The 13,058-nt window shown below is 67.2% G+C and carries 14 protein-coding genes and 1 pseudogene; 9 read left to right on the forward strand and 6 right to left on the reverse strand.

From position 1 onward, the window contains the following. Nucleotides 1-11 precede the first annotated feature (11 nt). The gene (locus B9D87_RS22185; RefSeq protein WP_007768319.1) at nucleotides 12-872 is read left to right on the forward strand and encodes a cyclopropane mycolic acid synthase family methyltransferase; all 861 of its coding nucleotides are present in this window, start codon (nucleotides 12-14) and stop codon (nucleotides 870-872) included. Between the two features lie 74 nt (nucleotides 873-946). Here the strand turns inward: B9D87_RS22185 and pcaA are convergent, their stop codons facing one another. Continuing rightward, complete coding sequence (pcaA, locus tag B9D87_RS22190; RefSeq protein WP_007768317.1) at nucleotides 947-1,810, reverse strand: cyclopropane mycolic acid synthase PcaA; 864 nt, start codon at nucleotides 1,808-1,810, stop codon at nucleotides 947-949. 186 nt (nucleotides 1,811-1,996) lie between these two features. Beyond that, nucleotides 1,997-2,719 (reverse strand): TetR/AcrR family transcriptional regulator, encoded by a 723-nt coding sequence (locus tag B9D87_RS22195; RefSeq protein WP_040629308.1) that lies wholly within the window; start codon nucleotides 2,717-2,719, stop codon nucleotides 1,997-1,999. Nucleotides 2,720-2,854: 135 nt separating this feature from the next. Here B9D87_RS22195 and B9D87_RS22200 point away from each other — a divergent pair, with 135 nt between their 5' ends. The 6 genes from B9D87_RS22200 (at nucleotide 2,855) to deoC (ending at nucleotide 7,115) form a co-directional block, all read left to right on the forward strand. Then, nucleotides 2,855-4,237 carry a DUF445 domain-containing protein gene (locus B9D87_RS22200; protein ID WP_007768311.1) on the forward strand — a complete coding sequence of 461 codons (1,383 nt, stop codon included), beginning with the start codon at nucleotides 2,855-2,857 and terminating at the stop codon, nucleotides 4,235-4,237. Between the two features lie 93 nt (nucleotides 4,238-4,330). Then, nucleotides 4,331-4,747 carry a helix-turn-helix domain-containing protein gene (locus B9D87_RS22205; RefSeq protein ID WP_007768307.1) on the forward strand — a complete coding sequence of 139 codons (417 nt, stop codon included), beginning with the start codon at nucleotides 4,331-4,333 and terminating at the stop codon, nucleotides 4,745-4,747. A 275-nt stretch (nucleotides 4,748-5,022) separates the two neighbouring features. After that, a complete protein-coding gene (hbhA, locus tag B9D87_RS22210; RefSeq protein WP_007768304.1) occupies nucleotides 5,023-5,628 on the forward strand; it encodes a heparin-binding hemagglutinin HbhA in 606 nt (201 codons plus the stop codon). An 86-nt stretch (nucleotides 5,629-5,714) separates the two neighbouring features. After that, the gene (locus B9D87_RS22215) at nucleotides 5,715-6,002 is read left to right on the forward strand and encodes a DUF2516 family protein (protein WP_040629303.1); all 288 of its coding nucleotides are present in this window, start codon (nucleotides 5,715-5,717) and stop codon (nucleotides 6,000-6,002) included. 4 nt (nucleotides 6,003-6,006) lie between these two features. After that, nucleotides 6,007-6,438 carry a DUF2599 domain-containing protein gene (locus tag B9D87_RS22220; RefSeq protein WP_007768295.1) on the forward strand — a complete coding sequence of 144 codons (432 nt, stop codon included), beginning with the start codon at nucleotides 6,007-6,009 and terminating at the stop codon, nucleotides 6,436-6,438. After that, complete coding sequence (gene deoC / locus B9D87_RS22225; RefSeq protein ID WP_007768292.1) at nucleotides 6,438-7,115, forward strand: deoxyribose-phosphate aldolase; 678 nt, start codon at nucleotides 6,438-6,440, stop codon at nucleotides 7,113-7,115. Before B9D87_RS22220 ends, deoC begins: the two co-directional genes overlap by 1 nt. Before the next feature lie 18 nt (nucleotides 7,116-7,133). Here the strand turns inward: deoC and B9D87_RS22230 are convergent, their stop codons facing one another. From B9D87_RS22230 to B9D87_RS22240, 3 genes and pseudogenes are all read right to left on the reverse strand, one after another. Next, nucleotides 7,134-8,192 carry an LmeA family phospholipid-binding protein gene (locus B9D87_RS22230; protein ID WP_040629301.1) on the reverse strand — a complete coding sequence of 353 codons (1,059 nt, stop codon included), beginning with the start codon at nucleotides 8,190-8,192 and terminating at the stop codon, nucleotides 7,134-7,136. Next, nucleotides 8,189-9,020: pseudogene (locus B9D87_RS22235) on the reverse strand (carbon-nitrogen hydrolase family protein). Before B9D87_RS22235 ends, B9D87_RS22230 begins: the two are co-directional and overlap by 4 nt. A 94-nt stretch (nucleotides 9,021-9,114) precedes the next feature. Continuing rightward, a complete protein-coding gene (locus tag B9D87_RS22240; RefSeq protein WP_007768285.1) occupies nucleotides 9,115-9,639 on the reverse strand; it encodes a DUF2505 domain-containing protein in 525 nt (174 codons plus the stop codon). A 26-nt stretch (nucleotides 9,640-9,665) separates the two neighbouring features. On the opposite strand from B9D87_RS22240, the gene B9D87_RS22245 reads away from it, so the two are divergent. Together B9D87_RS22245 and B9D87_RS22250 are read left to right on the forward strand one after the other, a co-directional pair. After that, nucleotides 9,666-10,769, forward strand: coding sequence for a UDP-N-acetylmuramate dehydrogenase (locus B9D87_RS22245; RefSeq protein WP_007768283.1), 1,104 nt, complete (start codon nucleotides 9,666-9,668; stop codon nucleotides 10,767-10,769). A 32-nt stretch (nucleotides 10,770-10,801) separates the two neighbouring features. Next, on the forward strand, nucleotides 10,802-12,178 hold the full coding sequence (locus B9D87_RS22250) for a L,D-transpeptidase (protein ID WP_174320877.1): 1,377 nt from the start codon (nucleotides 10,802-10,804) through the stop codon (nucleotides 12,176-12,178). Here the strand turns inward: B9D87_RS22250 and B9D87_RS22255 are convergent. Beyond that, the gene (locus tag B9D87_RS22255) at nucleotides 12,162-12,911 is read right to left on the reverse strand and encodes an SDR family NAD(P)-dependent oxidoreductase (RefSeq protein WP_007768276.1); all 750 of its coding nucleotides are present in this window, start codon (nucleotides 12,909-12,911) and stop codon (nucleotides 12,162-12,164) included. The genes B9D87_RS22250 and B9D87_RS22255 overlap by 17 nt on opposite strands. Nucleotides 12,912-13,058: the final 147 nt, after the last annotated feature.

Genomic DNA, 13,058 nt, shown 5'->3' on the forward strand with positions numbered 1-13,058 from the left:
TTGTGCCGAGTATGACCGGATTGGAACCCTATTACGAGGAGTCGCAGTCCATCTACGACGTCTCGGATGAATTCTTCGCGTTATTTCTAGACGACACGATGGGCTACACGTGCGCGTATTTCGAGCGCGATGACATGACGCTCGAAGAGGCGCAGATCGCCAAGTTCGACCTGGCGCTGGGCAAGCTGAACCTCGAGCCCGGCATGACGCTGCTGGACATCGGCTGCGGCTGGGGTGGTGCGCTGAAGCGGGCTATCGAGAAGTACGACGTCAACGTCATCGGAATTACCCTGAGCCGCAACCAGTTTGAGTACAGCAAGAAGAAGCTGGCCGGATTGCCGACGGACCGCAATATCGAGGTGCGCCTGCAGGGCTGGGAAGAATTCGAAGACAAGGTTGACCGAATTGTCACTATCGGCGCCTTCGAAGCGTTCAAATTGGAGCGCTATCCCGCATTTTTCGAACGCGCCTACGACATCCTTCCCGATGACGGCCGGATGCTTTTGCACACGATTTTGACCTATACCCAGAAACAGCAGCACGAACGCGGCGTTGCGCTCACGATGCGCGATTTGCGATTCGCGCAATTCATCGGCAAGGAAATTTTTCCCGGTGGACAGCTGCCGGCCCAGGAAGACATTTTCAAGTTCGGTGAGGCGGCGGGCTTCTCGGTCGAGCGGGTGCAGCTGCTGCAGATGCACTACGCGCGGACCCTCAACATCTGGGCGGCCAATCTGGAGGCCAACAAGGAGCAGGCCATCGCCCTGCAGTCGCAAGAGGTTTACGACCGCTACATGCACTATTTGACCGGCTGCGAGAACTTCTTCCGTCGGGGCGTCACCAACGTGGGCCAATTCACGATGGTCAAGTAGGCCAGGTCATTTAGACCAGATCAATCAGCCCCGAACGGCGATCCGTTCGGGGCTGATTGCTTTTAGCGAGCCGGTTACTTCTCCAGCGTGAATTGATTGACGTCGGTGTAGCCCTCGCGGAACAGTTTCGCGCAGCCGGTGAGGTACTTCATGTAGCGGTCGTAGACCTCTTGAGACTGGATCGCGATGGCCTGCTTGCGATTCGCCTCGAGCGCCTCGGCCCACAGGTCCAGAGTCCTGGCGTAGTGCAGCTGCAACGACTGCACCCGAGTCAAATCGAAGCCCGCCGTGACCCCGTACTCCCCGACGGTCTGGGGCGTCGGAAGCCAGCCTCCAGGGAAGATCTCGGCCAGGATGAACTGCGAGAACTGAACAATCTCGTGGGTCAGTTTCATGCCCTTGGCCCGGGCATCCTTGAACGAGGGCCGAACGATGGTGTGCAGCAACATCACCCCGCCGGGCGGCAGCGCGTCGTAGGCCATCTTGAAGAAGCGGCCGTAGCGCTGGCGGCCGAAGTGCTCGAACGCGCCGATCGACACGATGCGGTCCACCGGCTCGTGGAATTTCTCCCAGCCTTCCAGCAGCACCCTCCTGGTGCGGCCGGTGTCCATCTGGTCGAAGGACTTCTGCACGTGTTCGGCCTGGTTCTCCGACAGCGTCAGGCCGACGACGTTCACGTCGTATTTCTCGATGGCGCGCCGCAGGGTGGCCCCCCAGCCGCAACCGATGTCCAGCAACGTCATCCCCGGCTCGAGCTTCAGCTTCCCCAGTGCCAGATCGATCTTCGCGATCTGGGCCTCTTCGAGGGTCATGTCATCACGCTCGAAGTAGGCGCAGCTGTAGGTCTGAGTGGGATCCAGGAACAGCCGGAAGAAATCGTCAGACAAGTCGTAATGGGCTTGCACGTTTCCAAAGTGCGGCGTGAGCTGCACAGACATGTCGACACGAGCCTTTCTATATGCGGGGGACAGGGGTAAACGGCCAAACGGAAACCCCGCTACATCCCCCGATACCCCTCTGCATGCTAGTCCCTGCGACGGGCCAAGTCGCCCTCCCGAGGCGCGTCCATACCCTCACATGCGGCCCGCGCAATCCCCAAAACGAGCTTGTGCGGTCCGAGGGCCTTATTCGGGTCCGAGGCCGTCCTGACGCTCCCGGGGCGGCACGATCGGTGAAGGGTGCGGCTCCCCGCGAAACTTCTCCAGCGACCCGCCGACTTCGACGATTCCCTTGAGAGCGTTCCAACTCAACATGGTCAGGTAGTCGATCAATTCATCGCGACTCATCCGCGGGTACGACATCCAGGAGTGGGTGGCCAGCTGGACGCCGCCGACGATCAAATACGCCCACGGTTCCACACCGCCGGTGTCCATTCCGGCGTGTTGCATGCGGCGGCGCATCAGCACCGCGAGCATGCGCGCGATGATCCGCTCGGAGTCGGCGATGACTTTGCTTTTGCTGGCCGAGCTGTTGGACATCACGAACCGGTATGGCTCGGGCTCGTTCGCGACCGTCTCGACGTACACGCGGATGACCTCGCGGGTCAGGTCGAAGCCGTCAAGGCCCGAGGTGAGCGCCCCAGCCATGTTGGGGATCAGGGTGGTTTGAGTGAACCGCATCATCACGGCCGTCGTCAGGTCGTTCTTGTCGACGAAATAGCGGTACAGCACCGTCTTGGAAACGCCGATCTCGGCGGCGATCTCGTCCATGCTCAGCGTGCCGCCGAGCCTGCGGATCGCGTCGATCGTGCCGTCGACCAACTCGTTACGACGCTCCACCTTGTGTTGATGCCAACGCCGCTTGCGCCCGTCCATTTTGACGCTCACAGCCGTCATTTGCTCTGCCACTGTCGCCGAATTCCCATTCCCTAGACGCCCTTGATCTTACGGCGTGAGGGGGTCGGTTTCTTGTCCTGGCCGGGCGTGGGTGAGACGTCGTGAACAGTGTCGTCGCCCCAATTCACGGGAAGGATAGATGATGGAGTGGTGTCACATCGCGCCTCGGTGAGAGGCGAAGCGTCGGGCCCGCCGGGGGCGAGGCCCGATTCGCCGACGGCGGCGGCCCCCGTCCGCGCTGCTCGCGCGTCCTTTGCCGAGTCCTTCGCCGGCGCCGATCCCGAGGCCGACGCGCAGCGCCGGGTGGCGTTGCGCCGGATGAAGCTGGTGGCACTGAGTTTTCTGATCGGTGCCACCGGCGTGTTCCTGGCCTGCCGCTGGGCGCAGGCGCACGCCAGCCTGGGTGCCTGGGTGGGGTATGTCGGCGCGGCCGCCGAGGCCGGCATGGTGGGCGCCCTGGCGGACTGGTTCGCCGTGACGGCGCTGTTCAGGCACCCGCTGGGCATTCCCATCCCGCACACCGCGATCATCAAGCGCAAGAAAGACCAGCTGGGCGAGGGCCTGGGCACGTTCGTCAGGGAGAACTTCCTGTCGCCGGAGGTCGTCGAGACCAAGCTGCGCGACGCCCAGGTGTCCGGCCGGCTCGGCAAGTGGCTGTCGGAGGCCGTCCATGCAGAGCGGGTGGCGAGCGAGACCGCCACCGTGCTGCGGGTACTGGTCGAACTCCTGCGCGACGAGGACGTCCAGCAGGTGATCGACCGGATGATCGTGCGCCGGATCGCCGAACCGCAGTGGGGCCCGCCGGTCGGGCGGGTGCTGGCCACCCTGCTGGCCGAGCACCGCCAGGAGGCGCTGATCCAATTGCTGGCCGACCGGGCCTTTCAGTGGTCGCTGAAGGCCGGTGAGGTCATTCAGCGGGTGGTCGAGCGCGACTCGCCCACGTGGTCGCCGCGCTTCGTCGACCATCTGGTCGGCGACCGCATCCACCGCGAGCTGATGGACTTCACCGACAAGGTGCGCCGCAATCCGGACCACGAGCTGCGCCGGTCGGCCACCCGCTTCCTGTTCGACTTCGCCGACGACCTGCAGCACGACCCGGACACCATCGCGCGCGCCGACGCGATCAAGGAGCAGCTGATGGCGCGCGACGAGATCGCCAACGCCGCGGCGACGGCGTGGAAGACCCTGAAACGGCTGGTGCTCGAGGGCGTGGACGATCCGTCCAGCACCCTGCGCACCCGGATCGCCGACACCGTCGTCCGCATCGGCGAATCGCTGCGCGACGACGCCGACCTGCGCGACAAGGTGGACAACTGGCTGGTGCGGGCGGCCCAGCACCTCGTCTCGCAGTATGGGGTGGAGATCACAGCGATCATCACCGACACGATCGAGCGCTGGGACGCCGAGGAGGCCAGCCGGCGCATCGAGTTGCACGTGGGCCGTGACCTGCAATTTATCCGGATCAACGGAACCGTGGTCGGTTCGCTGGCGGGCCTGGTGATCTACGCCGTCGCGCAGCTGCTGGTCTAACGCATTTCTAGCAGTGCTAACAAGTGCTTGCAATAGCAAGCACTTGTAGTAGTCTGGGCGCGTCCAGATCAGCCGCCCGACCAGGAGCACGTCATGACACCCGAGGAGAAGCTCTCCGCCAAGGTGTCCAACGCTGCCTCCGAAGTGGCCTCTGACATCGGCAGTTTCATCCGTAGCCAGCGTGAACTCGCGCAGGTGTCGGTGCGCCAACTCGCCGAAAAGTCCGGGGTCAGCAATCCATATCTGAGCCAGGTGGAGCGTGGATTGCGTAAGCCCTCCGCCGATGTCTTGAACCAGATCGCGAAGGCACTCCGCGTCTCCGCCGAGGTTCTCTATGTGCGCGCCGGGATTCTCGAGCCCAGTGACAAGAGTCAGGTGCGGGACGCCATCGTCACCGACACTGCGATCACCGAGCGCCAAAAGCAAATCCTGCTCGACATCTACTCATCGTTCACCCAGCAAAACGAATCGATCCAAGAGGAGAGTCCGACCGAATCCGACAGCGAGTGATCGGCCCGTTTCACCCGGCACCGTAACCAACTGTGCTGGGGGTTTGCGCCACAAAGCGGGCTTGGCACATCGCGGTAGCGAGTTGGTGATGTATAGACGACCGGCCGTCGCGGTTACCCAACGGGGAGGACCTACGGGTTCCAGCTGAGCTGCGGAACGACCCACCCCGACACTGGCGGCCCCAGTTGCGAAGGAGACGTTTGCACCTAACTTCTCGACCAGACAGCTAATAGCACCGAATAACGCCGATAGCGAAAGCAATGAAAGGAAAGACCATGGCGGAAAACACGAACATCGAAGACTTGCGGGCCCCGCTGCTCGCGGCGCTGGGCGCGGCCGACCTGGCCCTGGCCACCGTCAACGACCTGATCGCCGGCCTGCGGGAGCGCGCCGAAGAGACCCGCGCCGAGACCCGCACCCGGGTCGAGGAGCGTCGCGCTCGCCTGACCAAGCTGCAGGAGGACCTGCCCGAGCAGTTCACCGAGCTGCGCGACCGGTTCACCACCGAGGAGCTGCGCAAGGCGGCCGAGGGCTACCTGGAGGCCGCGACCACCCGGTACAACGAGCTCGTCGAGCGCGGCGAGGCGGCCCTGCAGCGGCTGCGTAACCAGACCGCCTTCGAGGACGCGTCCGCGCGCGCCGAGGGCTACGTCGACCAGGCCGTCGAGCTGACGCAGGAAGCGCTCGGCACCGTCGCGTCGCAGACCCGCGCGGTCGGCGAGCGCGCCGCCAAGCTGGTCGGCATCGAGCTGCCCGGCAAGACCGAGGCGACCACCAAGAAGGCCCAGAAGGCCGTCGCCAAGAAGGCCCCGGCCAAGAAGGCTCCGGCCAAGAAGGCTCCGGCCAAGAAGGCCGCGGCCAAGAAGGTCACCCAGAAGTAAGCACCACCCAGCACGACGTTCGGCTCCGGGTCACCTTCGGGTGACTCGGAGTCGACGTTTTGCAGGGTGCCCCATACCCTTAAGGCGTGAACCACCTCGTGGGAACCGTCATGCTGGTCTTGCAGATCGCCGTCTTGGTCACGGCCATCTACGCGTTCGTGCATGCCGCGCTGCAACGACCCGACGCCTACACCGCCGCCGAGAAGCTGACCAAGCCGGTGTGGTTGCTGATCCTGGGCGGCGCCGTGGCGCTGACGTCCATCTTGGGGTTCGTCTTCGGCGTGCTCGGAATGGCGATCGCTGCCTGCGCGGCCGGCGTGTATCTGGTCGACGTCCGGCCCAAACTGCTTGAGATTCAAGGTAAGTCGCGCTAGCCGAATGAGGGCCCTGCTGACGGCGCCGATCGCGGCGCTCGTCGCCCTGTCCTGCCCGGTGCCGCACGCCGTCGCCGCCCCCGACCCGGGCAGCGGCTCGGCGGATCCACCGGCCCCGCCGTACATCGACCACACCCAGTGGGCGCAGTGGCAGGGCCGCAGCAGCCTGAGGGTCTTCCCGTCGCCGGCCGGCCGGGCCGCCTCGAGACTCCAGGCCACGGCGCCGGCCGACGAGGCCTGGGCCGAGGTGCTCGCCCTGTCGCCGGACGCCGACACCCCCGGCATGCGCGCGCAGTTCCTCTGCCACTGGCAGTTCGCCGAATTCGCCCAACCCGGCAAGGTCAGCTGGAACCTGGAGCCCTGGCGTCCGGTCGTCGACGACACCGAGATGGTCGCCTCCGGCTGCAACCCCGGCGGTCCGGAAGAATCCTCCTAATGGCACCCCAACCCACTCGAGCGCAGTTGGCGGCGTTCGTCGACCACACCCTGCTCAAACCCGAAGCGACCGACGCCGACGTGGCCGCGCTGGTCGCCGAAGCGGCGGCGCTAGGGGTCTACGCGGTGTGCGTCTCGCCGTCGATGGTTCCCGTCGCCGTGCGGGCCGGCTCCGGCGTGCGGGTCGCCAGCGTCGCCGGCTTCCCGTCCGGCAAGCACCTCCCGGCGGTGAAGGCGCACGAGGCGGCCCTGGCCGTCGCGTCCGGCGCCTGCGAGATCGACATGGTCATCGATGTCGGGGCGGCGCTGGCCGGCGACCTCGAGGCGGTGCGCTCCGACGTCCACGCCGTGCGCGGCGCGATCGGCGGCGCCGTGCTGAAGGTGATCGTGGAGTCGGCCGCGCTGCTGGCGCTGGCCGACGAGCCCACGCTGGCGCAGGTGTGTCGGGCCGCCGAAGACGGCGGCGCCGACTTCGTCAAGACATCAACCGGGTTTCATCCGGCCGGCGGCGCATCCGTGCGCGCGGTCGCGGTGATGGCCGAGGCCGTCGGTGGGCGCCTCGGGGTGAAGGCCAGCGGCGGCATCCGCACCGCCGAGGACGCGCTCGCGATGCTCGATGCCGGCGCTACCCGGCTGGGGCTGTCGGGCACCCGGGGAGTGCTCGACGGCCTCGGGTGACCGACCAGCTGCTCGCCGTCAGAGGTTGGCGAAGCAGGGGTCGTTGTTGTTGCTGCTGTCTTTCGGAATGGTGGCGTTGCGCGTCGAGAAGTGGCTTGTCACACCCTTATCCGTGACCTGCACGCTGTCGGCGTGGATGCCCAGCGGGTAGTTCTTGGTCAGGTTCGAGGTGAAGTCGTCCAGCGTCGATTGCACGGACTCCTTGGGCATGGTGAAACCGAGCGCATTGAAGCTGACGATCTGCAACTGCAACCCGGTGCCCGACACCACCGGCTTGGCGGTGATGTTGTCCAACATGCCCTTCAACTCGATGGTGCCGTCGGCGGGATGCGTGGTCACGGTGTTGGTGACGAACGGACCCAGCACCGGGATCGCGTTCTGCACCGACTGCTTGATGCCGTCACTGGTCCAGTCGATGGTGGCGTCCAGCGAGCCGACGGTGCCCTTCGAGTTGTCCGTGTCCTTGAGGCGGACGTCGTTGATGTTGATCGACAGCTTCATGCCCTTGGCGTCGCGGATGTTGTTGCCTGCCGTCTGCACCGAGATGTTGGTGTAGTGCTTGGTCGCCTGCTGCCACAGCATCAGGGGCGTCACCCCGAAGGATGCGGTGGCCTGGTCCTTGACCTCGCACGCCACCGCCTCGGCGACCTTGCTGTCCGCGACGTGGCGCACGTACAGCTCGGCACCGATGAGCCCGGCGATGATCAGCGCGAACACGATGATGAAGATCAGCAGGACCGACACCGGGTCGCGGCCGAAGCGGCGCTTCTTCTTCCCCGAGGTCGCGTCGTCGTCATTCGGGGGAGTGGCGAAACGCTCGGTCGGACCCGCGGGCGGGGTCGGCGGCGGCGGGTAGCCGGGCTGCTGCATGTTCGGCTGCGGCGTCCCGAAACGCTCGGTCTGCCCCGGTGGGGGACCCTGAGCGGGAGGCGGTGGGGGCGGGGGTACGTGGCCCGGGCCGCCGGTGCTGATCCGCTCGGTAGGCCGCTCTGTCGGCGGCTGGCCGAAGGGTCCCTGGTTGGAGGGACGGCCCCACTGCGACGGGTCCGGGTTGGGTGGTCCTTGTGGGTTCGTCACCCGACCGATTCTGCCCTATCAACCTGAGCAAAGTCCGAGTGGTTGCTAAGGACTGCGATGCTCTTGCGGGCCTCGGCGACACTGTCGACGTCGATATCGGCCACCACAAGCTGCGGTTTCGGGCCTGCCGACGCGATGACCTCGCCCAGCGGGGAGACCACCAGACTGCCCCGACCCCGGTCGGCGCCCCCGACGCGGGTCCGTGCGCGTCGCCGGGTCGGCCTGACCGGCCGCCGCGACGTAGCTCATCGAATCGAGCGCGCGGGCGCGCGCCAGCAGGGTCCACTGATCGAGTTTGCCAGGGCCCGAACCCCAGGACGCACACACAGCGATCACCTGGGCGCCGCGGCGCGCCAGCTCGGTGTAGAGCGCCGGAAAACGAATGTCATAACACACCGTCAGCCCCACCCGGACGCCCTCGACCGTGATCACCACCGGCTCGTGTCCGGGCGCGACCGTGCGCGATTCGGTGAAGCCGAATGCGTCGTAGAGGTGGATCTTGTCGTAGTGGGCGTGCGACTCGGGTGAATCGCCCGGCCCTGCCGCGATCAGCGTGTTCTTTACCCGCCCGTCGCCCGACGGGGTGAACATGCCGGCGACGACGGTGAGGTGGGAATCGGCCGCGATGCGTCGCACCCCGTCGGCCCACGGCCCGTCGACCGGCTCGGCCACCGGACCCAGCGGGACACCGAACCGGCACATCGTGGCCTCCGGGAAGACCACCAGGTCCGCGCCCGCCTCGGCGGCCCGGCGGCTGTACTCGTCCACCAGCCGCAGGTTTGCTGCCGGGTCGGTGCCGCTGAGGATCTGCGCCAAGGCGATTCGCATGAGCGCCAGCTTAGGCCCGGCGACGATGCGCGCCGCTGCTGCGGCGCGGGGAGGAGCTGGGCGATCCGGCTTGGCGTGCCCGCTGTCGGGAGCCTCAGGCCGATCTGGCGATCCAGTCCGTGGTGAAGCGCTGTTCCACGGCGATCAGTTCGACCAGCCGGGTCCCGATGAAGTTCTCCAACTTGCCGCCGATGATCGGGACGCGCACCTGGACGGTGGCGCGAAACGTCAGCCGGCTGCCGCCGGTCGCTGCGATGGGCTCCAGGACGGCGCTGCCGGTCAGGTTCACCGGCGCATCCACGATCGAGCCGACGACCGACCCCGACGCGGCGCCGCCGGTGACCGGCCCCCACGTCTCCTCGCGCCGGATGCGCAGGTCACCGTTGTGCAGCTGGGTGACCATCCCCGGCAGCTTGTCGCTGCGGATCACCTGCAGCGTGACGACCTCCACGGTGTCGTCGTTTCCGGACTCCCCGCCGACCCGCATCGATTCCAGCGTGGCGACGTCGACGCCGGACCCGGCCAGCCTGGCCCGCCAGTAATCCGCATCGGTGAAGGCGCGGTGCACCTCGTCGACGCTGCCGTCGTAATCGGCCGACAAGTCGAATGAACGCGGCATAGCAGGTCAGGCTACCGTTACGGGCCATGAATTCCAGCGGAGCCGGTTCGGAGTTCGCCGGTGCGGCGGTGGCCGACGCGGCGCCCCTGGCGCCCCTGACCACGCTGCGGGTCGGCCCCACCGCACGCCGCCTGATCACCTGCACCACCAGCGAACAGGTGATCGCGACCCTGCGCCAGCTGGACGCGGAAACGGCTGGCGGGCAACGCGACTCGGTGCTGATCTTCGCCGGCGGCTCCAACCTGGTGATCTCCGACGCCCTGACCGGCCTGACCGCGGTGCGGCTGGCCAACGCCGGCGTCAGCGTCGAAGGCAACCTGGTCCGGGCCCAGGCGGGCGCGGTGTGGGACGACGTCGTGGTGACCGCCATCGAGCATGGCCTCGGCGGGCTGGAATGCCTGTCCGGCATCCCCGGGTCGGCCGGGGCCACCCCGGTGCAGAACGTCGGGGCCTACGGCGCCGAGGTCTCCGACACCATCACTCGGGTGCGGGTGCTGGATCGCCGCAGCGGCGAGGTGCGCTGGATGCCGGGCGGCCAGCTGGGCTTCGGCTATCGCACCAGCGTGTTCAAACGCGGCGGCGACGGGCTCGAAATCCCTTCTGTCGTCTTGGAAGTGGAGTTCGCGCTGGACGCGTCCGGGCGCAGCGCGCCGTTGCGCTACGGCGAGCTGGCGGCCGCGCTGAACGTGGCCCCCGGCGAGCGCGCCGACCCGCAGGCCGTCCGCGAGGCCGTGCTGGCGCTGCGGGCGCGCAAGGGCATGGTGCTCGACCCGGCCGACCACGACACCTGGAGCGTGGGTTCTTTCTTCACCAACCCGGTGGTCGCCCCGGACGTCTACCAGCGGCTGGCCGCATCCGTCGACGGGCCGGTCCCGAACTACCCGGCGCCCGACGGGGTCAAGCTGGCCGCCGGCTGGCTCGTGGAGCACGCGGGCTTCGGCAAGGGATATCCGGACGACGCGAACGCCCGGTGCCGGTTGTCCACCAAGCACGCGCTGGCCCTGACCAACCGCGGCGGAGCCGGCTCTGACGACGTGATTGCGCTGGCCCGCGCCGTCCGCGACGGGGTGCGGGCTGTGTTTGGCATCACACTGGTCCCCGAACCCGTCCTGCTCGGCTGCAGGCTGTAGCGGCAAAATTCGCCGACGCGCGCGGGGCGCCGATTTGCGGTGGCCGGACCGCCCGATTTTCCCCGGTATCTTTGATTTTCGTGACCCCGTCCCACGCCCCGCGGCCGTTCAACCGGCGCGCGGCTTTGGCGACCCTCGGACTGGGTGTGCTCGCCCCCAACGTACTGGCCGCTTGCGGGGGCACGACCGCCAAGCAGGCCGAGAAGAAAGAGCAGCCCGCACCGCAGCTCAAGTACCAGCCCGCCAACGCGACCGAGAACGTGGTGCCGGTCGCCCCGGTCAGCGTCGAGGTGAGCGACGGCTGGTTCCAGCACGTCGCGCTGACGAACTCGTCGGGCAAGGCCGTCGCGGGCGCCTTCAACTCCGACCGCACCGTCTACACGACCACCGAGCCGCTGGGCTACGACCAGACCTACACGTGGAACGGCTCGGCCGTCGGGCACGACGGCAAGGCGGTCCCGGTGGCGGGCAAGTTCACCACCGTTGCGCCCACCAAGAAGATCGGCGGGGCCTTCCAGCTCGCCGACGGCCAGACCGTCGGGGTTGCGGCGCCGATCATCATCCAGTTCGACGCGCCGATCAGCGACAAGGCCGCCGTCGAAAAGGCGCTCACCGTCACCACCAACCCACCCGTCGAGGGCAGCTGGGCCTGGCTGCCCGACGAGGCCGCCGGCGCCCGCGTGCACTACCGGACCCGCGAGTACTACCCGGCCGGCACCACGGTCAACGTCGACGCCAAGCTGTACGGCCTGCCGTTCGGCGACAGCTCCTACGGCGCCGAGGACATCTCGCTGAACATCCAGATCGGCCGCCGGCAGGTGGTCAAGGCCGAGGTCTCGTCGCACCGCATCCAGGTGATCCGCGACGAGGGCGTCATCATGGACTTCCCGTGCAGCTACGGCGAGGCGGACAAGGCGCGCAACGTCACCCGCAACGGCATCCACGTGGTCAGCGAGAAGTACGCCGACTTCTACATGTCCAACCCGGCCGCCGGCTACAGCCACGTGCACGAACGCTGGGCGGTGCGGATCTCCAACAACGGCGAGTTCATCCACGCCAACCCGGCCAGCGCCGGCGCGCAGGGCAACACCAACGTCACCAACGGGTGCATCAACCTGTCCACCGGCGACGCCGAGCAGTACTTCCAGTCGGCGATGTACGGCGACCCGGTCGAGGTGACCGGCAGCACGATCCAGCTGTCCTACTCCGACGGCGACATCTGGGACTGGGCCGTGGACTGGGACACCTGGGTGGCCATGTCCGCGCTGCCGCCCCCGACCGCGCGCCCGCCGTCAACGCAGATCCCGGTGACCGCGCCGGTCACGCCGTCCAACGCGCCGACCCTGTCGGGCACCCCGACCACGACGACGTCACCGGCCAGCACCGGCCCCGCTACCCCTGGCGGTTAAACCGGGAGGTGGTGGCCTGGTCGCGCGGCTTCATCACGATCAAGTCCAGATCGACGTGCGACGGCCGCGAAGCCACAAACCCGATCACCTCGGCCACGTCGTCGGCCACCAGCGGTGTGATGCCGGTGTAGACGGCGTCCGCGCGTTCCTGGTCGCCGTCGAAGCGGACCAGCGAGAATTCCGTTTCGACCGCGCCCGGGGCGATCTCGGTGAGCCGGACCGGCTTGCCCAGTAGCTCTCCGCGCAGCGTGCGATGCATCGCCCCCTGGGCGTGTTTGGCGGCCGTGTATCCGGCGCCGCCGTCGTAAACCTCAAGTGCCGCAACGGAAGTGACGGTGACAATCAACCCGTCGCCCGACTCGATCAGCTTGGGCAGCAGCGCACGCGTGACCCGCAGCGTGCCGATCACGTTGGTCTCCCACATCCACTGCCAGTGCTCCAGCTCGGCCTCGGCGACCGGCGCCAAACCCCGGGCGCCGCCGGCGTTGTTGACCAGCACGTCGACGCGTTCCAATTTGCTCGCCAATGTTTCGACCGAGGCCCCGTCTGTGACATCGGCCACAATGGCGGTACCGCCGATTTCACTGGCCAGGGCCTCAATCCGGTCCGCCCGGCGCGCCACCGCGACGACATGAAAGCCCTGCGCAGCGAGGTTGCGGGCGGTTGCTGCGCCGATCCCCGAGCTGGCCCCGGTGATTACTGCGACTCGTTTATTCCTGCCAGTTTTAACCATCGAAACAACCTTAATGAACGTGCTAGATTTTGCGTGTGCTCCTTAGCGCCCTGTCCAACACCACCACCACCGCCGCGTGTCTGTGCGCGGCGGGTGCGTGTTGTTGCTGCGCACTTTGCCGCTCCTGACCCCAGCCAGGTGTGGCCA

It is taken from the genome of Mycobacterium colombiense CECT 3035 (genome assembly GCF_002105755.1).
Lineage (GTDB): Bacteria > Actinomycetota > Actinomycetes > Mycobacteriales > Mycobacteriaceae > Mycobacterium > Mycobacterium colombiense.

Coding starts and splice junctions, on each gene's coding strand:
- B9D87_RS22185 (WP_007768319.1), top strand. CDS start 12: ATGACCGGATTGGAACCCTATTACGAGGAGTCGCAGTCCATCTACGAC.
- pcaA (WP_007768317.1), bottom strand. CDS start 1,810: ATGTCTGTGCAGCTCACGCCGCACTTTGGAAACGTGCAAGCCCATTAC.
- B9D87_RS22205 (WP_007768307.1), top strand. CDS start 4,331: ATGACACCCGAGGAGAAGCTCTCCGCCAAGGTGTCCAACGCTGCCTCC.
- hbhA (WP_007768304.1), top strand. CDS start 5,023: ATGGCGGAAAACACGAACATCGAAGACTTGCGGGCCCCGCTGCTCGCG.
- B9D87_RS22220 (WP_007768295.1), top strand. CDS start 6,007: ATGAGGGCCCTGCTGACGGCGCCGATCGCGGCGCTCGTCGCCCTGTCC.
- deoC (WP_007768292.1), top strand. CDS start 6,438: ATGGCACCCCAACCCACTCGAGCGCAGTTGGCGGCGTTCGTCGACCAC.
- B9D87_RS22240 (WP_007768285.1), bottom strand. CDS start 9,639: ATGCCGCGTTCATTCGACTTGTCGGCCGATTACGACGGCAGCGTCGAC.
- B9D87_RS22245 (WP_007768283.1), top strand. CDS start 9,666: ATGAATTCCAGCGGAGCCGGTTCGGAGTTCGCCGGTGCGGCGGTGGCC.
- B9D87_RS22255 (WP_007768276.1), bottom strand. CDS start 12,911: ATGGTTAAAACTGGCAGGAATAAACGAGTCGCAGTAATCACCGGGGCC.